This window comes from Ornithinibacillus sp. 4-3, from assembly GCF_040958695.1.
Taxonomy (GTDB): Bacteria; Bacillota; Bacilli; order Bacillales; family Amphibacillaceae; genus CALAMD01.
This window is the reverse complement of the sequence record NZ_CP162599.1, coordinates 3,154,656-3,177,662: the sequence shown is the minus strand read 5'-3', so window position 1 is coordinate 3,177,662 and position 23,007 is coordinate 3,154,656. Positions and strand designations below refer to the sequence as shown.

General features: G+C 36.2%; 19 protein-coding genes. 13 read left to right on the top strand and 6 right to left on the bottom strand.

The genetic code is table 11. The features are described from left to right. Positions 1 to 6: 6 nt before the first annotated feature. From AB4Y30_RS15520 to AB4Y30_RS15465, 12 genes are all read left to right on the top strand, one after another. Positions 7 to 303, top strand: coding sequence for a YerC/YecD family TrpR-related protein (locus AB4Y30_RS15520; RefSeq protein ID WP_368653085.1), 297 nt, complete (start codon positions 7 to 9; stop codon positions 301 to 303). Positions 304 to 459: 156 nt separating this feature from the next. Next, positions 460 to 1,134 carry a heptaprenylglyceryl phosphate synthase gene (locus AB4Y30_RS15515; protein ID WP_368655240.1) on the top strand — a complete coding sequence of 225 codons (675 nt, stop codon included), beginning with the start codon at positions 460 to 462 and terminating at the stop codon, positions 1,132 to 1,134. A gap of 22 nt (positions 1,135 to 1,156) precedes the next feature. Next, entirely contained in the window at positions 1,157 to 3,379 is a 2,223-nt protein-coding gene (pcrA, locus tag AB4Y30_RS15510; protein ID WP_368653084.1) for a DNA helicase PcrA, read from the top strand. Between the two features lie 15 nt (positions 3,380 to 3,394). Further along, entirely contained in the window at positions 3,395 to 5,410 is a 2,016-nt protein-coding gene (ligA, locus tag AB4Y30_RS15505) for an NAD-dependent DNA ligase LigA (protein WP_368653083.1), read from the top strand. A gap of 19 nt (positions 5,411 to 5,429) precedes the next feature. After that, entirely contained in the window at positions 5,430 to 6,650 is a 1,221-nt protein-coding gene (locus AB4Y30_RS15500; protein ID WP_368653082.1) for a CamS family sex pheromone protein, read from the top strand. A gap of 517 nt (positions 6,651 to 7,167) precedes the next feature. Next, positions 7,168 to 8,784 carry an ABC transporter substrate-binding protein gene (locus AB4Y30_RS15495; protein ID WP_368653081.1) on the top strand — a complete coding sequence of 539 codons (1,617 nt, stop codon included), beginning with the start codon at positions 7,168 to 7,170 and terminating at the stop codon, positions 8,782 to 8,784. A 289-nt stretch (positions 8,785 to 9,073) separates the two neighbouring features. Next, positions 9,074 to 9,364 (top strand): Asp-tRNA(Asn)/Glu-tRNA(Gln) amidotransferase subunit GatC, encoded by a 291-nt coding sequence (gene gatC / locus AB4Y30_RS15490; RefSeq protein WP_368653080.1) that lies wholly within the window; start codon positions 9,074 to 9,076, stop codon positions 9,362 to 9,364. Positions 9,365 to 9,377: 13 nt separating this feature from the next. Beyond that, complete coding sequence (gatA, locus tag AB4Y30_RS15485; protein ID WP_368653079.1) at positions 9,378 to 10,847, top strand: Asp-tRNA(Asn)/Glu-tRNA(Gln) amidotransferase subunit GatA; 1,470 nt, start codon at positions 9,378 to 9,380, stop codon at positions 10,845 to 10,847. Then, positions 10,844 to 12,271 carry an Asp-tRNA(Asn)/Glu-tRNA(Gln) amidotransferase subunit GatB gene (gene gatB / locus AB4Y30_RS15480; RefSeq protein ID WP_368653078.1) on the top strand — a complete coding sequence of 476 codons (1,428 nt, stop codon included), beginning with the start codon at positions 10,844 to 10,846 and terminating at the stop codon, positions 12,269 to 12,271. Before gatA ends, gatB begins: the two co-directional genes overlap by 4 nt. Before the next feature lie 165 nt (positions 12,272 to 12,436). Next, the gene (locus AB4Y30_RS15475) at positions 12,437 to 13,360 is read left to right on the top strand and encodes a diacylglycerol kinase (protein ID WP_368653077.1); all 924 of its coding nucleotides are present in this window, start codon (positions 12,437 to 12,439) and stop codon (positions 13,358 to 13,360) included. A gap of 67 nt (positions 13,361 to 13,427) precedes the next feature. Beyond that, entirely contained in the window at positions 13,428 to 14,810 is a 1,383-nt protein-coding gene (gene rlmD, locus AB4Y30_RS15470; RefSeq protein ID WP_368653076.1) for a 23S rRNA (uracil(1939)-C(5))-methyltransferase RlmD, read from the top strand. A 682-nt stretch (positions 14,811 to 15,492) separates the two neighbouring features. Further along, positions 15,493 to 16,875, top strand: coding sequence for a DNA cytosine methyltransferase (locus AB4Y30_RS15465; protein WP_368653075.1), 1,383 nt, complete (start codon positions 15,493 to 15,495; stop codon positions 16,873 to 16,875). On the opposite strand, the gene AB4Y30_RS15460 is transcribed toward AB4Y30_RS15465, so the two are convergent. The 6 genes from AB4Y30_RS15460 to AB4Y30_RS15435 form a co-directional block, all read right to left on the bottom strand. Beyond that, a complete protein-coding gene (locus AB4Y30_RS15460) occupies positions 16,852 to 17,925 on the bottom strand; it encodes a hypothetical protein (protein WP_368653074.1) in 1,074 nt (357 codons plus the stop codon). The genes AB4Y30_RS15465 and AB4Y30_RS15460 overlap by 24 nt on opposite strands. A 52-nt stretch (positions 17,926 to 17,977) precedes the next feature. Next, positions 17,978 to 18,148, bottom strand: a complete 171-nt coding sequence (locus AB4Y30_RS15455) for a helix-turn-helix domain-containing protein (RefSeq protein ID WP_368653073.1) — start codon at positions 18,146 to 18,148, stop codon at positions 17,978 to 17,980. A 409-nt stretch (positions 18,149 to 18,557) separates the two neighbouring features. After that, positions 18,558 to 18,776, bottom strand: a complete 219-nt coding sequence (locus AB4Y30_RS15450; RefSeq protein WP_368655239.1) for a helix-turn-helix domain-containing protein — start codon at positions 18,774 to 18,776, stop codon at positions 18,558 to 18,560. A gap of 11 nt (positions 18,777 to 18,787) precedes the next feature. Continuing rightward, positions 18,788 to 20,425, bottom strand: a complete 1,638-nt coding sequence (locus tag AB4Y30_RS15445; RefSeq protein ID WP_368653072.1) for a DUF2326 domain-containing protein — start codon at positions 20,423 to 20,425, stop codon at positions 18,788 to 18,790. Then, a complete protein-coding gene (locus AB4Y30_RS15440) occupies positions 20,400 to 20,642 on the bottom strand; it encodes an ABC-three component system middle component 7 (protein WP_368653071.1) in 243 nt (80 codons plus the stop codon). The genes AB4Y30_RS15445 and AB4Y30_RS15440 overlap by 26 nt, the downstream gene beginning before the upstream one ends. After that, on the bottom strand, positions 20,617 to 21,738 hold the full coding sequence (locus AB4Y30_RS15435) for an ABC-three component system protein (protein ID WP_368653070.1): 1,122 nt from the start codon (positions 21,736 to 21,738) through the stop codon (positions 20,617 to 20,619). The genes AB4Y30_RS15440 and AB4Y30_RS15435 overlap by 26 nt, the downstream gene beginning before the upstream one ends. Before the next feature lie 682 nt (positions 21,739 to 22,420). On the opposite strand from AB4Y30_RS15435, the gene AB4Y30_RS15430 reads away from it, so the two are divergent. After that, complete coding sequence (locus AB4Y30_RS15430; protein ID WP_368653069.1) at positions 22,421 to 22,975, top strand: ECF-type sigma factor; 555 nt, start codon at positions 22,421 to 22,423, stop codon at positions 22,973 to 22,975. The last annotated feature ends 32 nt before the right edge of the window (positions 22,976 to 23,007 follow it).

Below are 23,007 nucleotides of genomic sequence, written 5' to 3'. Positions count from 1 at the left end.
TTCGTTTTGCAAATTGATAAGCTACGTGATGAACAATTAGACCAATTATTTGATGCTATTTTATCTTTAGAGACAAGAGAAGATTGCTATAAGTTTTTTGATGACTTGGCAACAATGAATGAAATTAATTCATTAAAACAGCGATTTCAAGTGGCTAAATTGTTAACAGAAGGTCGTACATACAATGATATCGAAAAAGAAACGAAGGCCTCTACTGCAACAATTTCCCGAGTGCGCAGATGTATTGATTATGGTAGCGGTGGATATGAGCTTGTATTAGGGCGCTTGCCGGATGCAAAATAACACCTGAAAAAGAAAATATAATTATTTTTTAATGTCGCCACTGTACATAGATACAGTGGCGATTTTCAGATTGCATTTTAAAAAATATTAGTTGTTTTTCTGTTATAATAATAGAATGGAAATAAATGATGGAGGAAAGTTCAATTGGAGCCAATGATGAAATCTTGGAAGCATATTTTTAAGCTTGATCCTGCGAAAGAATTATCTGATGATGAGATAGATCAATTATGTCAATCAGGAACAGATGCAATAATCATAGGTGGTACAGATGGTGTGACATATGACAAGGTAGAGAGCTTACTTGAAAAGGTTCAAGCATATGCGTTACCTTGTTTACTTGAGGTGTCCACAATGGATGCTATTGTACCTGGCTTCGATTATTATTTCATTCCAATGGTTATGAATAGTACAGAAAAGAAATGGATGATGGATATTCAACATAAAGCAATTAAGCATTATAAGCCATTTCTAGACTGGGGACTTCCATTGCTTGTTGAAGGATATTGTATCCTAAATGAGGATTGTAAAGCGTTTAAAAAGACAAATTGCAAACGCCCTGATCAAGAGGATGTAATAGCATATGCCTACATGGCAGAGCATTTCTTTAGCTTGCCGATTTTTTATATAGAATATAGTGGAATGTATGGAGATCCGGAACTTGTAGCACAAGTAAAGGCTGAATTAAAGCAAACATTATTATTTTATGGCGGTGGAATTGTTAATCATGATAAGGCACGGGAAATGAAGAAGCATGCCGACGTGATTATTGTTGGGAACATTATCTATGATGATTTTGTGAAGGCATTAGAAACAGTTACTGCGGTAAAATAATGAAAATAAGGTGGTGTAACTAGTGAGTCAAACAAAGGATGGCTTACTCAGTGGTTTAAATAAAGAACAGCGTGAAGCTGTACAACATACAGAAGGGCCCTTGCTTATCATGGCAGGAGCAGGTAGTGGGAAGACAAGAGTACTTACACACCGAATCGCCTATTTATTAACAGAAAAAGAAGTAGGTTCTCGCAATATTTTAGCGATTACTTTTACAAATAAAGCAGCAAGGGAAATGAAAGAGCGTGTAAATAAATTAATTGGACCTGAAGGGGATCAAATTTGGGTATCTACCTTTCATTCCATGTGTGTGCGCATCCTTCGTCGAGATATTGATCGAATTGGGATGGATCGTAACTTCACGATTTTAGATAGTAGTGATCAATTAACAGTCATAAAACAAGTCTTAAGAAATTTAAATATAGATCCGAAAAACTTTGACCCTCGTGCGATGTTAGGGCAGATTAGTAGTGCAAAAAACGAACTAATTACACCAGAGGAATTCAGTGAAACGGTTGGAAACTTTTATGATCGCCAAGTCGCACAAATTTATGAAGCTTATCAGAAATTGCTGTTAAAGAATCAATCAATGGATTTTGATGATTTGATTATGAAGACTATTCAATTATTTGATCGTGTTCCTGAGGTTTTACAATATTATCAAAGAAGATTTCAATATATTCATGTAGATGAGTATCAAGATACGAATCATGCGCAATATTACTTAGTAAAGCAACTTGCGAAAAAATACCAAAATCTCTGTGTAGTTGGAGATTCAGATCAATCTATTTATCGCTGGCGTGGTGCAAATATCGCTAATATATTGACGTTTGAGAAGGATTATCCGCAAGCAACAGTTATTTTGCTTGAACAAAATTACCGTTCAACAAAATCAATTCTATCTGCTGCAAATGAAGTCATTGACCATAATAAAGGACGTAAGCCAAAGAATTTATGGACTGAAAATAAGCAAGGGAATAAGATTCAGTACTATCAAGGAGAAACAGAGAGAGATGAAGCTTATTTTATTGCTGAAACCATTCAAGAGCTTATTCGTCAAAAGAAATATCAGCCTAATGAAATTGCTGTGCTGTACCGCACAAATGCTCAATCCCGTGCAGTAGAGGATACATTGATAAAGTCAGGAATTGATTATCAAATGGTTGGTGGGATGAAGTTCTATGAGCGCAAGGAAATTAAAGATTTAGTATCTTATTTACGTTTGATTACTAATCCTAATGATGATTTAAGCTATGAGCGTGTAGCAAATGAACCGAAACGTGGGATAGGAAAAACATCCATTGACCGATTACGTGCTTATGCAGTTGCACATGATATTTCCTTATATGAAGCAGTAAAAGAAGTTGATTTTACTGGAGTGCCGAGAAGGGCGGCAGAAGCATTGGCTAAATTCAATATGCTGATTGATTCGCTTCGTAAGCAACAAGAGTTTTTATCAGCGACAGATATGGTTGATGAGGTGCTAGAGCGTTCTGGATATGAAGAAATGCTAGTTAATGAGCAGTCACTTGAAGCAGATAGCCGCTTGGAAAACTTAGAAGAATTTAAGACGGTAACGAGCAATTTTGAAAAAGCCAATGAAGAAGATAAAACATTAATTGCTTTTTTAACGGACTTAGCATTAATTGCTGATATCGATGCAGTAGATGAAGAAGACCCAGACAATCAGGATAAAATCACATTGATGACTTTACATGCGGCAAAAGGGTTAGAATTTCCGGTTGTTTTCTTAATTGGAATGGAAGAAAATGTATTTCCGCATAGTCGCTCCTTAATGGATGATGAAGAAATGGAAGAAGAACGTCGTCTTGCCTATGTGGGAATTACACGAGCAGAGCGAGAGCTTTACATAACACATGCGAAAATGCGGACAATCTATGGACGTACCAATTACAATCCAATTAGCCGTTTTATCCGTGAAATTCCGGAAGATTTGCTAGAAGGCATAGAAAAGCAAGAAACAACAAGCTCTGGATTTTACAATCAAACATTGGAAAAAACGAAACCAGTCGTAAAGCGTAAATCAAGAAAAATAGAATCAGCATCAGGAGCAGAAACAAAAGCATGGAATCCAGGAGATAAAGTAAAACATAATGTATGGGGAGTAGGTACCGTTGTCCGAGTGAAAGGGGACGGTGACGATATGGAGTTAGATATCGCATTCCCTGCACCAACTGGTATTAAGCGGTTATTAGCTAAATTTGCACCCATTACAAAGCAATAGGAGGTGTTTCTCCCCATGGATATTCAAGAAGCAAGACTGAAAATAGAGGAATTAACAGAACTATTAACCAAGTATGAGTATGAGTATTACGTTTTAGACAATCCGTCTGTACCAGATGCAGAATATGATAAGAAAATGAACGAATTAAAAGAAATAGAAGCTAATTTCCCTGAATTAATTACAGCAGATTCACCGACGCAAAGAGTAGGAGTAACACCAAGAGAAACGTTTACAAAAGTAGAGCATCTAGTGCCAATGTTAAGCCTGGACAATGCTTTTAATGAAGATAATCTGCGATCTTTCCATCGTCGAGTTGTCCAGCAAGTGGGAGAAGATGTCACATATATTTGTGAATTAAAAATTGACGGTTTAGCTATTTCACTAATATATGAAGATGGAAAATTTGTACGTGGTGCAACACGAGGGGATGGAACGATTGGCGAGGATATTACGTTAAACTTACGGACAATCCGAAGTCTGCCTCTAACGATTAAAGAACGTGGGAGAATTGAAGTTCGAGGAGAAGCGTTTATGCCACAAGCTTCTTTTCTAAAACTCAATGAACAACGAAAAGCAGATGAGCAAAGCTTGTTTGCTAATCCGAGAAATGCAGCGGCTGGCTCGCTCAGACAGCTAGACCCGAGAATTGCTGCAAGTCGTAATTTAGATTTATTCTTGTATGGCTATGGAGAATGGCAAGGGCCAGAATTAGCTACACATAGTGAACATTTAACGTATATGCAAGAACAAGGCTTTAAGGTCAATCCCCATTGGAAAGCCTGTTCCACGATTGAAGAAGTGATCGATTATGTTAGCTATTGGACAACAGAGCGTCCAAATTTAGCTTATGATATTGATGGAATTGTTATTAAAGTGGATAATTTAGCTCAACAAGAAGCATTGGGATTCACTGCACGAAATCCAAGATGGGCAATTGCTCATAAATTCCCAGCTCAAGAAGCGATTACTATTTTACATGATGTAGAATTAAGTGTAGGACGTACGGGGGTAATTACACCAACAGCTATTCTTGAACCAGTACTTGTTGATGGATCAACTGTGCAGCGCGCAACACTTCATAATGAAGACTTTATCCGTGAGCATGATTTCAGATTGGGAGATACAGTGGTTATTCAGAAAGCTGGAGATATCATTCCTAAAGTCATGCGTGTAGTAGAGGAGAAGCGTACGGGAGAAGAGCAAGAGATTCATATGCCAACGCATTGTCCGGCATGTGATAGTGAGCTTGTTCGAATCGACGACGAGGTAGCTTTACGCTGTATTAATCCAAATTGCCCTGCTCAATTAGTAGAGGGCTTAATTCATTTTGTTTCTCGTAATGCAATGAATATAGATGGATTAGGGGAAAAAGTTGTAGAACAGTTATTCAACGAGAGCTTAGTAAAGACATTTGCTGATTTGTATCGCTTAACACAGGAGCAGCTAGTTGAATTAGAGAGAATGGGAGAGAAATCTGCTAATAATTTATTGAATGCAATCCAAGCTTCCAAGCAAAATTCATTAGAGCGTTTATTATTTGGCCTAGGTATCCGGCATATTGGAGCAAAGGCAGCTAGGATTTTAGCAATGCGTTTTGAAAGTATAGAAGCCTTACAGAAAGCAACCTATGAAGATTTAGTAAGCATTGATGAAATTGGCGATAAGATGGCTGAATCCGTCATTCAATTTTTTGCAGAAGAAAAGGTTATTGCATTAGTAGATGACCTGCAGCAATTAGGAGTAAATATGGTTTACACAGGGCCTAAGCAAGCGACGGAAAAAATAGAATCACCATTTGCTGGAAAAACAATCGTACTTACTGGTAAAATGGAAATTTACACACGACCTGAAGCAAAGCAGCTTATTGAAGAACTTGGAGGCAGTGTAACAGGAAGTGTAAGTAAGAAGACAGATATTGTTATCGCAGGGGAAGCAGCAGGATCGAAATATGATAAAGCTGTGCAACTTGGAATCACAATTTGGGATGAAACAGACTTAAGGAATGCTTTAGAAGAAATAGAAAACGAGTAACAAATGGAGTGGAGATAAATTGAAAAAGAAGATATGTATATTGCTACTTGGCGCACTCCTGATGCTTACAAGCTGTATACAGAAACCTGAAAATGATATTTTACAAACAGAAGATGGCACAGACCAGGAAGTTTCTATTGTCCCTAACTATAAGTTGTCAGAAGAAAATTATCGCATGATTTTACCATATCGTCCAAGTCGGGCACGTGGTGTCATCGTTAATCAAATGACAAACCGAATGGATATTAACGAGATAGAAACAGGGCTGCGTCGTTTATCAACAAGTGTATTTGACCCAGAACAGTACTATTTTGAAGAAGGGCAAAATTTAGGAGAATCCTTAATTTACCAATGGTTAGGAAGACAGCTCACAGAAGAACAGTTAGAACAAGCAGTAGATAATGAAATTTCTAGGCTAAAACGAGAGCAAAGAACAGTGAATGAAGATGCTATTCGTGCAGAGTTACAAGCAGGATTGAATCCACCGATTGAAAATAATCAAGATGAAGATGAGCAAAGAGGTAATCCACGGTATGTATCACACATCCTTGAACATAACTTTCTAGAGAAAAAAGATGATGATTCGATTACCTTACGGGGAATTTCATTAGCAATTGCATTAAAATCTGTATATCGCTTTCAAACAGAGACAGGCGGTCCTTATTTATATGAAAAACTTCCAGATAATGAAGTAATGAGTCAAGGGAAAGAGATTGCCCAAACTGTTTTGGAACGTGTTCGGGCAATGGAAGGATTAGAGAACATACCAATTATGATTGCCTTGTATAAAGAACAGGAGCAAGGTTCGCCAATACCAGGTAATTTTATCGCAATGACAACCGTTTCTGGAAATGAAAACCAAATAGAAGGCTGGGAAGATGTAAACGAGAAAAATGTTTTATTCCCATCCGATGAAGCGAAAGAAGATCATGTAGATGATTCGGAAGTGTTACAGAGCTTTGGGCAAGATATTGCAGAGTACTTTCCAAATTATGTAGGTTATATTGGGCAAGGTTTTTATGTTGATGATAATTTAAGAAAATTAACGATAGAAATCCCACTCGAATTTTATAGTGCAGGAGAGATTATTGGTTTTACGCAATATGTTTATGGCGTTGTTCTGAAAAATTTCTCTGATAGCTTCGACCTGGAGATAAAAATAACATCAAGTAATCAGGTTGAAAGCTTTATTTATCGAGAAGCAGGCCAAGAAGAACCAACTGTTCATGTCTTTCATTAATCATGTATAGAACAAGATCCCAAATGAAAGTAAGACCTCCATTTGGGATCTTGTTATTTTATGTTTATGAGTTTTCTGGAATGCGTATTTTACAGGGTAAATGAAGCTTCGTTAGCATTAATGAATAGCGGGGATAGGGGGATAGAAAGCATGTCTCTCATCTTCGCTATTCTTTTTTACTTAGAGGAAAATATTTAGGCTTTATATTTTCAAATTTACTATTGACATAAAAGTAAATGAAAGTATAATTATAAAAATAAGTGAATAATTATTCATATATAAATAATTTGTTTTAGCATTTATTTCATACTAATCTTATTCGGAAATATTTTTTTGAAATTGAATAATCGTTATATCTATCGTGTTTTAAGAGATGAGTTCTAATAAAAATGTGATAGAGAAATGAACTTCATCTATTTCAAAATATTGACCTTTGAGGGGGAGATTAATTAAGGGGGATTTTATTAGTAGTTGTAAGATGAGATAAAAAAAGCCTATTTTTAGGAAGGGGATTTTTATGAATTTACCAAAATCAACATGGAAACTTATATTAATTATGTTTTTAGCCCTTATTGTAATTGTTGGATGTAGTAATGATTCAAATAATAATAGCTCAGGTGGCGATGGTCAGACAGCTAATGAAGACAACGAGGATAATGAAGAGGAAGAAACAAAAAAGAAATCCGTGCTAAATATTGCACTGGATGCAACACCGCCGACATTAGACCAACCAAAAAACTCAGCGACAGCTACACGTGATGTATCCCGTTTAATTTTTGAGAGTTTAATAACAACAGATGCAGAATTGAAGCCACAACCAATGTTGGCAGAATCCTATGAAGTTAGTGAGGATAGTAAAAGTTATACCTTCCATTTAAGAGAAGGCATTAAATTTCACAATGGAGAAGAAATGACTTCAGAAGATGTTATTGCTTCGATGAAGCGTTGGTTAGAGGTAACGAATTTATCTGGATCTATTTTTGATGGTGCAGAATGGACTGCAGATGGTGATTATACGGTTCATTTAGAATTAGCTACTCCTTCGGCATTAACTATTGACACGATGGCAACCTCAAAAAATGCACCAGCAATTATGCCGAAAGAAATTGTTGAAAATGCACCAGCAGAGGGTGTGGACGAAATTATTGGTACAGGGCCATTCAAATTAGAGGAATGGAGAACAGATGCATTTATTCATTTAACGAAATATGATGATTATCAAATGCGTGATGAAGAGCCAGATGGACTATGGGGACGCCGGGAAGCATTAGTAGAAGATATTTACTTCCACCTTGTACCAGATAGTTCTACCCGATTAGCAGGTTTACAGTCTGGAGAATATGATTTTGCTTATAGTATTCCAGCTGATAACTATGATATTTTACAAAATACGGATGGAGTAGAACCAGTTCTTGTTCCAGGGTCTAATACGATTTTAAAGTTAAATAACGTAGAACGTATGGCAGGAGATAAAGAATTCCGTAAGATTATCAATACGGCTTTAGACTATGAAGAAATTATGTTAGCAGCTTTTGCTAGTCCAGATTTTTATTGGTTAGATTCTAGTTATATGCATAAAGATGTTTTAGAGTGGGCAAGCTCAGCTGGAAATGAGAATTTTAATATCAATGATCCGGAAAAAGCAAAGCAAATGCTTGAGGATTATGGGTATGATGGAGAAGAAGTAGTTATTATGGCAACACGTGATTATGAATATATGTACCAAATAGGGGTCGTAGTCAATGAACAGTTGACCAACGTAGGGATTAACTCACGTCTAGATGTTTATGACTGGCCAACCTTAGATGAAATGGAATCGAAAACAGCAGAATGGGATATTGAAGTAATGGGAATTTCCATGACGAGTACACCGCCGCAATTATTAATGCTGAGTCCGACATGGGCTGGTGGAGTAAATGATGAAAAAATTACCGGTATGTTAAAAGAAATCGAGAGTTCTACCGATTTAGATCAGGCACATCAGCTGTGGGATGAATTACAGGAATATGCATGGGATTACCTACCAATTATTAATTTAGGTGGAGGAAATACACTTTATGGTATTACAGATAAAGTAGAAGGTTTAGAAGTTCCTTTAGGAGCAGTATTTTGGAATACTTCTGTGAATGAATAACATATTTTAAGATGTTAGAGTCGCAATGATTGATATTGCGGCTCTTTTTGCTTTTGAATTATTTGAATATAAAAAATGGCAAAATATTCTTTCTATGTTCAAAAAAATAAAAGTTTTTTTATTAGTAACTAAGCGCAAATTTGCCTATATGATAGCATTTCTGATATGATAAAGGATGTTATAGAAGATAATAGTGTAGATAGTTTTGAAAGAAAAAATACAAAGATGTGTATTATGAGCAGGAATAATAGGGAATATACATCTAGAACGTATTTGGAGGTGTGAGAGAATGGATAAAGTATCAAAAGAACAAGTAATCAAAATTGCTGACCTTGTTAGATTAGCACTCTCAGAAGAAGAAGTGGACAAGTACACAGAAAAAATAAACGCTTCACTTGAATATGCTCAATTTTTAAATGAAGTGAATACTGATGATGTTGAGCCAACAACCCATGGAATTGTTCTACAAAATGTAATGCGTGATGATACGCCTGAATATACAATTTCGCAAGAAGAAGCATTACAAAATGCTCCGGAACAACAAGACGGACATTTTAAAGTACCATCCATAATGGACTAAGGAGGAAGCTGGCATGTCGTTTTCGGGATATACCATTAAAGAATTAGAAGAAAAGTTACATAAAAAAGAGCTTTCAGCAACAGATGTTGTTGATATGGCTTATAAACGTATTGATGAGGTAGAGGACCAAGTACAAGCATTTATCACTTTGGATGAGGAAAATGCTCGTCAGAAAGCAAAAGAATTAGATGAAGCTGGTTCAAATGGTGAGAAGTTATTCGCTATCCCAGTCGGTATTAAAGATAATATTGTATCAAAAGGGGTTCGCACAACCTGTGGAAGTAAGATTTTAGAAAACTTTAATGATCCTCTTTATGATGCAACAGTAGTAGAAAGATTAAATAATGAAAAAAGTATTATGCTTGGCAAATTAAACTTGGACGAGTTTGCGATGGGATCTACTACAGAAACGTCCTATTATCAAAAAACACGTAATCCATGGAATACAGAGTGTATACCAGGTGGATCTAGTGGTGGTTCTGCAGCAGCAGTAGCAGCAGGAGAAGTATTATTTGCATTAGGTACAGACACAGGTGGTTCTGTACGTCAACCAGCCTCCTATTGTGGAGTTGTTGGAATGAAGCCAACCTACGGCTTAGTTTCCCGCCACGGTGCCGTGCAAATGTCAGCATCTTTAGATGTTGTTGGACCAATTACGAAAAATGTAGAAGATAATGCACGTATTCTAGAAATTATTGCAGGACATGACAAGATGGATCATACAACAGCAAGTCATTCTATCCCATCTTATACAGATGTATTAAAAGGTGATATCAAAGGAATGAAAATTGCGGTACCAGAAGAATTTTTCATGGAAGGTATTTCATCTGATGTGAAAGAAACAGTTATGAATGCATTACAAATGTATGAACTTCTTGGTGCGAAAATTGATAAAGTATCCCTACCACATGCGAAATATGCTGCAGCTGTTTATTCAATGATTATGGCTGCCGAAGCATCTACATCTTTAGCACGTTATGACGGCGTGCGTTACGGTTATCGATCAGATAATATAGAGAATATGATTGATATGATGAAACATACTCGTGGTGAAGGTTTTGGTGAGGAAGCAAAACGCCGTATTTTATTAGGCTCACATATATTAAGTGCTGGAAGCTTTGAAGCATACTTTGAAAAAGCACAGAAAGTAAGAACGCTAATTCGTCAAGATTTCGATAAAGTATTTGCTGACTATGATGTAATTGTTGGACCTACAACTCCAGCAGCTGCATTTAAATTAGGTGAGAAGAATCGTAATATAAAAGAAATTGAAGCAGGTGACCTATTAACGGTACCAGTAAATATCGCAGGAGTACCAGGAATCTCTTTACCTTGTGGATTTACAGAAGAAGGCATGCCACTTGGCTTACAAATTATCGGAAAGCATTTTGATGAATCAACAATTTATCGTGCTGCATATGCATATGAACAAGCAACAAATCATCATAAAAAACGTCCGGTATTGGAGGGTGCAAGCAAATGAGTTTTGAAACAATTATAGGACTAGAAGTACACGTTGAATTAAAAACAAATGCTAAAGTATTTAGCTCCAGCCCGAACGGATTTGGTGCAGCTCCAAATACAAATATTGGTATCGTAGACCTAGCATATCCAGGAACGCTTCCACGTATTAATGAAGAGGCACTTAATTACGCAATGAAAGCATCTATGGCTTTAAACTGTGAAATTGCGACAGAACCGAATTTTGTGCGTAAGAGCTACTATTATCCTGATAATCCGAAAGCATATCAGCTTTCCCAAGGTGATAAGCCAGTCGGAGCAAATGGTTGGGTCGATATTGAAGTAGATGGTAAGACAAAACGCATCGGAATTCACCGTATTCATTTAGAAGAAGATGCAGGTAAATTATCGCATACAGCTAATGGTTCACTTGTCGACTTTAACCGTCAAGGGACACCATTAATTGAGATTGTAACAGAGCCAGATATTAATTCGCCTGAAGAAGCTTATGCTTTCTTAGAAAAACTAAAGAATATTGTTCAATATACAGGCGTTTCCGATTGTCGTATGGAAGAAGGCTCACTTCGTTGTGATGGGAATATTTCCATCCGTCCAGTTGGTCAAAAAGAATTTGGTACAAAAACAGAAATTAAAAACTTAAACTCTTTTAACTATATTCGTTTAGCATTAGAATCTGAGGAAAAACGTCAGGCTAAAGTTTTAGAATCAGGTGGAGTAGTGCAACAAGAAACTCGTCGTTATGATGAAAAGACGAAGAAAACAACATTAATGCGTGTGAAAGATGACTCAGATGATTATCGTGCATTTATTGAGCCAGACTTACCACTTGTGTATATTGACGATGCATGGAAAGAGCGTATTCGTGCAGAAATTCCAGAACTTCCAGATGCACGTAAAAAACGTTATATAGAAGAGCTTAACTTACCAGAATATGATGCAGGCGTTTTAACAAGCTCAAAAGCATTATCTGACTTCTTCCAAGATACAATTGCCCTTGGCGCAGATGTGAAACAAGCATCTAACTGGTTAATGGGTGATATCTCTGGGTATATGAACAAGCATCAAAAGGAACTTGATGAATTAGCTATTACTCCAGAAGGTTTAGCGAAAATGATTAAGCTAATTGCAGATGGAACTATCTCATCTAAAATTGCTAAACAAGTTTTTGCCGAATTAGTAGAGAATGGCGGAGATCCAGAAGAGTTTGTGAAGAAACAAGGTCTTGTACAAATTTCTGATGAAGGACAATTACGTGAAATCATCAGTAAAGTACTTGATGAAAATGAACAATCTATTAATGATTATAAAGACGGTAAAGGTCGTGCGCTTGGCTTCCTAGTTGGTCAGGTCATGAAAGCGACTAAAGGACAAGCAAACCCACCAATGGTTAATAAGCTTCTTGTAGAAGAAATAGAAAAACGATAAGCGCCAGTAAGAGAGGCTGCGACAAAAGAAGATCTTAGTTTGAAAAACCAACCCATATGTAAATAAAGCGTAGCCGATATTCGCTTTATATGTGTTTGGAAATAGGCTAGGTAATCATTACTTTTGTCTCAGCTTCTTGCTATATGGCTATTGGAGGTACCACAGTTGAGAAAAGCACGTATCATTTATAACCCTACTGCTGGGCGAGAGCTAATAAAGAAGAACATAGCTGAGATATTACAACAGTTAGAACAGATAGGCTATGAAACTTCTGCCCATGCAACAACCTCTGAAGGGGATGCGACAATTGCAGCGAGAATTGCTGTTGAAAGAAAATACGATCTCGTTATTGCCGCAGGTGGAGATGGAACGATTAATGAAGTCGTCAATGGAATTGCTGAAAAACCATACCGCCCGAAATTAGGTATTATTCCAGCAGGTACAACAAATGACTTTGCTCGTGCATTACATATCCCACTTGATATTATGAAAGCTGTAGAGGTTATTACTAATGGAAATTCAATGCATTTAGATGTTGGTGCAGCAAATGATCAATACTTTATTAATATTGCTGGTGGCGGAAAGCTAACAGAATTAACATATGATGTACCAAGTAAATTAAAGACAATGATTGGACAACTGGCTTATTACATAAAAGGAATTGAAATGCTGCCATCTATTAAACCAGTGCATACTATTATTGAACTAGATGATCGCGTGATCGAAGAAGATATCATGCTTTTTTTAATCTCCAATTCAAACTCTGTTGGCGGTTTTGAAAAGCTAGCACCAAATGCTAAGCTAGATGATGGCTATTTTGATGTGATTATTTTATTAAAAAGCCATTTGGCTGATTTTATTCGTGTGGCAACATCTGCATTACGTGGAGCACATCTTAATGATAAAAGTGTTATTTATACACAAGCGAAACATATTAAAGTCACACCGACAGATGATATGCAAATGAATATAGATGGTGAATATGGTGGACAATTACCAGGTGAATTTAGAAATTTACAGCAGCATATTGAATTTATGGTTCCACAAGAATTTATTAACGAACAGAAGAATAACAACCAAACAAGATAGCTGCAATATGGCTATCTCTTTTTTTCAGGTAAGAAAAAAAGTAAATTAATATAAAGGAAGATAATTCATGGTGAAGAGACAAGCACCTGTAAAAAAGAATGAAACCTTAATCTTATCGATAGAAGATTTAACGGCAGAGGGAAGCGGTGTTGGTAAAGTAGATGGCTACCCAATATTTATCCCCTATGCACTACCAGGTGAAAAAGTAGATATTAAGGTTTTGAAAGTAAATAGAAACTTCAGCTATGGAAAATTATTAGCTATTCATAAGCCCAGTACTCATCGTACGGATGCTCCTTGTCCGGTATTTCTGCGTTGTGGTGGCTGTCAGCTTCAGCATATGAGCTATGATTTACAGCTAGAAATGAAACAAAATCAAGTACGCAATGTGATGAAAAAAATAGCGCACCTACCAGACGTCCCTGTTCATTTGACAAAGGGAATGGCAGATCCATGGCGTTATCGTAATAAAGTTCAGGTCCCAGTTGGAGAACAGGACGGGCAACTTATTACTGGATTTTATCAATCCCGTAGCCATCATATTATCGATTACAAAGATAATTGTTTGATTACGGAAAAAGATAATGATGCACTTGTAGCAAAAGTAAGAGAAATAGCCAATCAATTTGAGCTTACTGCCTATGATGAAGCCGAGCATCGAGGTATACTCCGTCATATTATGGTGCGACGCGCGAAAGTAACAAAAGAAGCAATGATTGTGCTTATTACACGATCAAAGAAACTACCACAAAAGGATAAATTGATTGAAGCACTTGTTACAGCATTACCAAATGTAAAATCCATTGTTCAAAATATTAATCCTAAACGTACGAATGTAATCTTTGGAGATGAAACAAATGTTTTATGGGGTTCGGAATATATTTTTGATGAAATAAATGGCCTTAAATTTGGTATTTCTGCCCGCTCTTTTTACCAAGTAAACCCACTACAAACAGAAGTGTTATATGAACAAGCATTAGCTTATGCAGATATTCAAGAAGACGATGTCGTGATAGATGCTTATTGTGGAATCGGTACTATTTCTCTATTCCTCGCTCAAAAAGCAAAAAAAGTATACGGTGTAGAGATTGTCCCAGAAGCAATTGCAGATGCAAAGAAAAATGCAGAGCTAAACGGAATGGATAATGTAGAATTTGTCGTAGGTAGCGCTGAGAAAGTTATGCCCCAATGGACGAAAGAAGGCCTCAAACCAAGCGTTATCGTTGTAGATCCTCCAAGAAAAGGCTGTGACGAAGCTCTATTACAAGCTATGCTTTCGATGAAACCAAAGCGTATTGTCTATGTATCCTGTAATCCAGCAACCTTAGCCCGCGATTTACGTATTTTAGAAGATGGCGGCTATAAAACAAAAGAAGTACAACCAGTAGATATGTTTCCGCAGACGACACATGTTGAGTGTGTTGTCTTGATGTCACGGGTGGAGAAATAGGGGCTATTCAAAGCACTGATAAATAAAGGATTTCCAAGGTTGGAGGATTTTCTGCCTGATTTCTGGCAGTACCTTTTAACCTTGAAAATCCTTATTTTTATTTATTGAGGAAACATATCGACTGTTATAAAGTGCGTAGGGTTGAGTTGACAGATTAGATAACTTCATGGGGTTGTGGAGATAGAATAGATGTAATTAATTAAATATAATAAATAGCCTACTCATCATAGGGGTTATTTTTGGTATGCTGAATAGTCGATTAATCGGATCGTATTTAAAAAGTATATTTATGTGACTCAACAAATTTTGGTTTGCTCCTATTATTATTTCACGGAGGTGTAATATAACTGTTAATCCAAAAGTACATTTCATTCCACCAACACCACCAAAGCAAGAAAAACGTGTGGGTATCTGTCTAGGTAGTTCAAATAGTGTTGAACAATTTAATAGCGTATAGCATAATTCTCTGTTGCATCGTTTTGTACAATGTAATTTTTAAAGGATGCATTCGGTTTAGGATAGAGTGATAGTGATGTGACTTATTTTTGTGCCGCCATTGGTGCGAAATGAGAGACAAGTAGAAAATAAAACACAAAAGAACAAATGTTTCTATTAAACTTGACATTTCGTTCGAACGAAGTATAATTGAGTTATATTTCGTTTGAACGAAAGGGTGAGCGTTTTGGAATATGTTTCAGTTAAAGAGAAAGCTGAAGAATGGAAAGTTTCGGAAAGACAAGTCCAGTATTATTGTCGTCAGTTACAGATAGATGGAGTAGTTAAACAGAGTGGGGTATGGCTAGTCCCAAAGAATGCTCAGAAACCCTATGATAAAAAGTTAAAAGAACTACGCATACTTTCATTGTTTTCTGGCTGCGGAGGTATGGATTTGGGCTTTGAAGGGCATTTCGATATTTTCAAACAACAATATAATCCTCGAATAAATAATGATTGGAATGTTGAAGAAGTAAACGATAAGTTCATTAGACTACCCAAGACAAGATTTACAACTGTCTTTGCAAATGACATTGTTCCAGCAACACAAATTGCATGGTCAGAGTTTTTTGCTGATAAGAAGCCTGTCTATTGTTTAGATAGTATAGTAGATCTTGTAAAGCTGCATCAAAAGAATCAAATTAAAGTATTCCCAGACAATATTGATGTAGTGACAGGAGGCTTCCCTTGCCAAGATTTTTCAATAGCAGGTAAAAGGCTGGGATTTAATTCGGAAAGCTCCCATAATGGTGGAAAGCTTGATGTTGATGACCCTACGGAAGAGAGCAGGGGACAATTATACATGTGGATGAGAGAAGTTATATCTATCACCCAACCAAAAGTTTTTGTGGCGGAAAATGTTAAGGGATTAACTAATTTAGGAGATATTAAGCAGATAATAGAGTCGGACTTTTCAAGTATATCTGAAGGAGGTTATTACGTATTTCCAACAAGAGTCTTGTTAGCAGCTGACTATGGAGTTTCTCAAAGTAGGGAAAGGGTTATTTTCATCGGGGTTAGAAAAAAGGATTTGAAGCCAGGAATTCTAGAAAAGTTGGAAAATATACATGATTATCCTGAGTTAGATCCTTATCCATTAAAAACACATAATAATTCAGGTGAAGCAGGACTATTGCCTTATGTAACGGTTAAGGAAATATTAAGCGACTTAGATGAACCAGAAGAGTCTTCCGATATTGACCAACAAAGGTACTCAAAAGCTAAATTTATGGGTAAACATTGCCAGGGGCAAGTTGAAGTTGATTTAAGTGGGATTGCACCCACAATCAGATCTGAACACCACGGGAATATTGAATTTAGAAGGCTTTCAAAAGAAAATGGTGGGATGCATTTTGATGAGCTTTCCAAAGGGAAAAAGCAAAGACGCTTAACAATTAGGGAATGTGCTCGTATACAATCATTTCCTGATAATTATCAATTTATAAGACCAGGGCGTGGGGGGGTATCTGCAACAAGTGCTTATAAAATGATTGGTAATGCTGTTCCACCATTAATGGCGTTTCATATTGCTAAGCGTCTTGAAGATTTATGGCCTATATACTTCGGATAATACATTGTTGATAAATTTTATGTAGGTATCAACTCTACTATCGGTACTGAAACCACGAGCAACAACATCTAACCAATAAGTCAATCTGTTATCAAGTGTATCATTTTGAAGATTATATGAATTCCAAAATTCCTCTATGTCTTCTGATGATACGTTTTTTATTTCAACTATAAATTGATCAGACAGGTTCTGGAAGGTTTCAAATATTTTTGGAAGATTATTGAAAACCTCTCCATTGCTTGTCAATGTGGCTCTCCCACCAGCAGTGAATTTGTCCCGTAGACTAGAATCAACAACACTATAGTTTGCCACTAGCCATTTTGAAAGTCTCTTATATTTTTCTGAGCTTCTTGAATATATGATTTCTGGAAATAGAATTAAAGATTTCGAGAGAATCTCCTTCTTTTCATCCAAGGTTAATTCGTTCCAATTTTTGATGACGGCAGGGGTGCTTTCTGCAATCCACCAAGCAGTTAATCCTTTGTCTTTAAAATAGTCGGTTACTAAACCTATTGGATTTTCAGAGTTCTTTATTTTATCGTAGGATATGCCACTTTTTGAGAAAAAAGATTGGTCTGCTGACTGATTTAAATCTAGTTTATATCTAGGGCTATGTGTAACAGCAACATCTGAGACAGAATCTTCATAGCGAGCACTCTTTATAAAACAACCATTATTGCCAACTTTTATAAAAACGATATACAGATCATCCACATCAATTCTTGTGCTACCTAAAATGCTATTTCCTAAGATAATCCAAGAAGTTTCAGATGCATTGGCTTGAGTCGAACTCTTTACTTCTATGCCGTAAGATATCTTATCATCAAAAGTGTAAACAATATCAGGAAAGGCATGCCCTCCCTCGGTGTAGTCTATTTTACAAGCAATCTTATCTGTCTCCATAACTATCTTTGATGCATCCACTACTAATTTTTCAAAATCAGTAGGAGATGTCTTTCTAGAAAATCTGGAGTCATTTTCAATAGTATGCATTTTTTCAAGTTGTTTAGTGATAGAATTAACAAAAGAGCAAAAACCTTGTTTATCCATGTAAATACCCCTTCCTTTTAATTTTGCAAATGTCTCAAATAAATCCTCTAATCTACACATCTAAGGATGTAGAGGTTTTCACAAATATTTTCATACTAATAGGCTCATTTTTCTTTAATTTAGCGATAGTATAAGAACTGAATGACGCAGCATTCTGTAAATCTTTCTTCTTCATATCTTTATCAATAAGTACTTTCCATAACTTATTGTATTGAATCCTCATTAGGAGTCTCCTTTCTGTCCCCTTGGAAACCGAATAAGCATCTTTATCTAACTTCACAACTAAGCTCTTATTAATAATACTATTTGTCGTGTGAAAACTGAAATCTACCTGTATCTCTATTAGATGGAGTCTCTCACTGTATAGCCCCATCGTCTCGCCATAAATTAGGCACTCCCGCATAAGAGTGATGCTCAGTAATTTATTTTCTTCGTATTGTAGAAAAGATAAGCTTATATATTTTTGATTCTTTTACTGCAATAATGCCCCTCCTACATAAAAAAGACTGAGTTTCTTGCAAATCCCATATCTAATGATATAAAGAAACCCGTTATAATAAAAGAATAGAGTGTCCATTTTTTTATTTATTTGGAAGCAACATGCTTATTAGGTAATACCGAACTTTTAGTTTCTAAGTATCAACTTTTTCATCATGAACAGTTTCTACAATGTCGTGTAAATCACAGTCTAATGCATTGCATATTCTAATTAATACATCGGTATTAACATTCTGGCCTTTGCCTAACTTAGCAATTGGAGCAGAGCTTAGACCTGTGATTTTTCGAAGATCTTGTTTAGTCATTCTTCGATCTATCAACAGTTTCCATAATCGGTTGTAGCTTAGACTGATACCCATAATTTTCACTCCTTGATATTCCATGAGCGCCCAAATAGTTCATCGCCGTTTTCATTTAGTCGAATGACAGCTGTGCTATTAAGGATTTGACTAGTTTCCTCTGAGTAAGATTCGTCTTTGTCAAAAGCAATGAATATTTGTTTGTCAAACTCTGTGTATAGCTGAACTATCTTATTTAGTGGTTCATCACCAATGTTTTTAAACAGAAGCGAATCGTGTGCTAGTGCAGGTAGCATAGTCGTTTCTAAAACACTTAGATCATATACAATAAGACTTTTATAGGAAGTTCCGGTACCGCTATCATCAGGAGTATAGAATTCATAGGTTGTACCACTGTCTAAATCTAGTACAGGTGCTTTCCTTTTTTTCTCGTAGATTCTATCGTTAAAACGCACCATTTGTTCATTAATACTACTCTCAATTCTACGTAATTCAGCTTCTTCGACTTTCTGAAGTTGTTCTTTTACATCCTTCTTTGAAACATTTAATTCCTCAACTAAAAGATAATCTCGATTTTGTGCTACTAGCCTTTCGATTGCAAGGTTTAAATTTTTATACTTATTTAAGTAGGTCGTTGAATAGTTTGCTGGCTCTCCATGCTTAGAAAGCTGATTCTTTAGATTATCTATTTCTTTATTTAGTTGTTCAAGAGTTTTGCTAAGTTCGTTTTTCTGCTGCTCATACTCAGTCATCAATATTTCACTTAGTTTCTCATGAAATGATTCGATTTCAGACAGCTTGCGAATATTAACTCCTGGAAAGAATTGTTCTAACTCTTCATATGGTCCGTGATGGATCTCTGGGTTTGAAGAGAGATTATCTTCAACAAGACTTAATTGCGTTTTAGTTGACGTTCTATTTCTCATCAAAACACTCAATTGGGTCTTAATCTGGCTTATTTGATTAGCCTGTTCTAAATCAAGACTTACATAATTAGAGTTATTAGAGCTTGCGAGATTCTTCAAATCTTCATTCAATTTTTCTAATTCATTAAGATTTTCGTTATAACGTTTCTTTGTGGTGATAGAGCCGTAAGATATAACATCTTGCTTTTTGGCTTTTTTAAGAGCATCAAGTTTATCAGATACTTTTTTGAGTTCTGTTCGATACGATTCAACAACTTCAAATGAATCAAATAACTTTTCTAATGCAGTAATTGCTACTACATTTTTTTCTTTTGGATTGCTATGTAGAGGCTTTCTTTCATCATGGTTATTTTTTCCATAGATTCTAAAATAGCGACTAATTAACTCCCTAAATGAACTTCCATAAAAATCAATACCATATTGTTCTTGTAGAAAATTCAAAAACTCTTTAATGTTAATTTCTTCAACAAAATTAAATTGCTCGTCACATTTATTGACTGTAGACCTCTGTGTTGTACTTCTAGAAAAGAAATAGGATGTACCATTGAATTTAAATTCAAAATTAATCGTATGAAGTCCCACTTGGTTTACAGCATCGCTATCAAGGTAGGAGTTTCCACCATATGCAAAATCAATAATCAGTAGCAGAGTTGTCTTGCCAATGGAGTTATTGGCATTCACCCCTCCAAGAATAGTATTAAGACCTTTCTTAAATTCTATCGGTGGACGCATTTGCCCTTTGGAAATGAATTTATCGCACTGAATCTTCTTCAGCATGGACAATCACTCCCCTTTCTTCATCGAGTTTAATTTTTCTTAATGCGTAAAGACAGCACAACGTTTCTGTATAATCTTCTATATCTAAAAACAGACTTTTATTTGTGTTATATAATTCCTCTACCGAGTAAGGTCTATTAATCAAGCACTTAATAAGTATTGGAAATTTAGATAAGGTGCTTTCTTTATAGCTAAATAGTTTGTTTGGTAGGAGCATCGAATACCTCACATTTCTGTACAAAAAACGAAATAACAATTTCACAAGATACTCTAGGCTTTCTTGTGACGTCCATAAGCCACTCAACTAGAGATGTGTAAATTTCGTCTTGTAGACTTGTTTTTTCTGCTGCTGTTAAATAAGCAGATCTTATCTGCATAGAAAGCCGTTCATAATTCATCTTTTTTTCTCTAGAAAAAGATTTAAACTGTGTTTCGATGAATGGATAGTACTGTGTTACGTTAGCAATATTACTTCTGAATAGCAGATAGTTTTTCTTGTAAATCTTATCTCTTACTGATTTAGGTTCGTAACTTAGATTGGTAATTTCTTTGGGATCAGTTTCACATATAATTTCTAATATCTCAGATACAGATTCCTCGATTTTAATATCAGTTAGTGATTTCCGAGTCAATAAAAGTTCATGCATAGTAGCTTTTAAATCATGTAACTCCTCTTGATCTTCTTCTGAGTGTGATAATAGATATTTTCCTGCACATTCAGGGCAAAGAGCAATAAGATTATCAATTTGTTCACCATCATCGTTATTTATCATAACCACATCAAAGTATGCTTGAGTGGATTCATTGTTGCTTAAAACAAGAGGTTTTCCACATCCCTTATAAGAACAACTACCTTTATTTTCAACTAGTAACTGATTCCCATATCTGTGCCTTAAATAATACTTTGAAGGGACTATGGATTTTTGCTTATTAACATTCTCTCCAGCAGCTTTATAAAGAATATCCAAGAAAATTTCCCCTGCGACTGTACCAACAACATCGGGAGTTACAGTTGAATCATACTGTTTAAAGCTATCTGACAATCTCTCAATAACAACTTCATCATTTGAATTTACAGAATCAACGAAATTTTGAAATTCAACCTCTGCAATTATCCCTCGAGCATATTCCGGGGACAAAGGTCTTCTTCCATTTGAATAAGATTTCAATGTATCATCCGACTGATTTTGAGAAGGGTCAACATCACTATCAGTTTTGGTAATCATTGCTACTAGATTTCGAACCAACTTAGAATTTGCTCTTTCTTTACCTAGCACAGGTTTCATTAGGGTGAAAAAATCTTTAAATTCCATTACCTTAACTCCTTTCAAGATAGTTGTCCCGTTTTGTACCCGCCTTCGACCTGGGATGTACCCAGTTCGAAAGGTGGGATTTTTTATTATGTAGATAGGATTTATTTCAGCATCATTTAGTAAAAGAGATGACAAAAATATTCTATCACGAATATTTGCGAAAATATACATTCTATTTACGAAAGTGAATGTTCGAATTTAAATCGTGAAAGGAGTGAAACCAAATGGTCAAGCGTAATACACGTCAAACGTCTAAAAAGGTTGCATCAAAAGCAAGCAAGATTCTTAGTGACAGACGTTATAGCAAAAATTCCAAGTCGGTTGCTGGTAGTGCATTAAGTCAAACAAAACCCAGCAAAAAGAAGTAGTTTTTTATTTTAATTGACAGGTAGCGACAGATTTGAATAATCAGCCTGCCTATTCTCCCCCCAGGGGGATTTATCCAGAGCGGTTATCGCTCAAAAAAACAATCTCAATGTCCTAGTGCGCATACGGACGGCGGAATGCATAAGAGTTCTGAACATGGAAACACGCCCATGTTAGGAATGAAGATGCACCCACCGTAATTTCGTGTGCCCATATTTAGGACAAGCGGAGTCTGTGGCCATCTTCACCACAGGCTCTTTTTGCATTCTACCGCCCAATGCCGGGACGGAAAGGATGCAAAATGAAAATTAGAATTATGTACGACAACAAACCTACCTATTTGGAGGTACCAGACGAGGACTGCACTGTAATGATTGATATGGACTATGAGGATAGGCTATCCTGTGCCGAAGATAAGGAAACGGTGACTCGACGGTCGCTACAGGAAATTATGGACGAGCGTTTCAACAAGCCAGAGTACAATAATTGGCATAAGCTTGATCGTCATTCAGCTGCAACTACCCCGCCTAAGAAGCTAAATGGAAAAAGGGGATATTCAAAAGCTACTGATGACAATGAAGGTAAAAACATAAAGGAAAATACGATTGAGTTATATCCTGATAACACCGATGAAGTGACTCGTGAGAAACAAGAAGAGTATGAATACCTCTGTGAAATTATCCGTAAGACCCTCAAGGAGAAACAAGCAGAGTTACTGATTGCTATATTCCTAGATGGTGTTTCTGTAACAGAGTATGCAGAGCGTGAGGGTGTTAGTAAAAGTGCCATTTCACACCGTTTAGATACAGCTAAGAAGAATTTCAAAAAAGTTTTTCCAGAATCCTCAACTTTCCCCTCTTGCCACGGCTAATAGATAGAGGGCAGCAAATAAACGCTCTCGGA

Coding starts and splice junctions, on each gene's coding strand:
- AB4Y30_RS15515 (WP_368655240.1), top strand. CDS start 460: ATGAAATCTTGGAAGCATATTTTTAAGCTTGATCCTGCGAAAGAATTA.
- ligA (WP_368653083.1), top strand. CDS start 3,395: ATGGATATTCAAGAAGCAAGACTGAAAATAGAGGAATTAACAGAACTA.
- AB4Y30_RS15495 (WP_368653081.1), top strand. CDS start 7,168: ATGAATTTACCAAAATCAACATGGAAACTTATATTAATTATGTTTTTA.
- gatC (WP_368653080.1), top strand. CDS start 9,074: ATGGATAAAGTATCAAAAGAACAAGTAATCAAAATTGCTGACCTTGTT.
- gatA (WP_368653079.1), top strand. CDS start 9,378: ATGTCGTTTTCGGGATATACCATTAAAGAATTAGAAGAAAAGTTACAT.
- gatB (WP_368653078.1), top strand. CDS start 10,844: ATGAGTTTTGAAACAATTATAGGACTAGAAGTACACGTTGAATTAAAA.
- rlmD (WP_368653076.1), top strand. CDS start 13,428: ATGGTGAAGAGACAAGCACCTGTAAAAAAGAATGAAACCTTAATCTTA.
- AB4Y30_RS15460 (WP_368653074.1), bottom strand. CDS start 17,925: ATGGATAAACAAGGTTTTTGCTCTTTTGTTAATTCTATCACTAAACAA.
- AB4Y30_RS15455 (WP_368653073.1), bottom strand. CDS start 18,148: ATGAGGATTCAATACAATAAGTTATGGAAAGTACTTATTGATAAAGAT.
- AB4Y30_RS15445 (WP_368653072.1), bottom strand. CDS start 20,425: ATGCTGAAGAAGATTCAGTGCGATAAATTCATTTCCAAAGGGCAAATG.
- AB4Y30_RS15440 (WP_368653071.1), bottom strand. CDS start 20,642: ATGCTCCTACCAAACAAACTATTTAGCTATAAAGAAAGCACCTTATCT.
- AB4Y30_RS15435 (WP_368653070.1), bottom strand. CDS start 21,738: ATGGAATTTAAAGATTTTTTCACCCTAATGAAACCTGTGCTAGGTAAA.
- AB4Y30_RS15430 (WP_368653069.1), top strand. CDS start 22,421: ATGTACGACAACAAACCTACCTATTTGGAGGTACCAGACGAGGACTGC.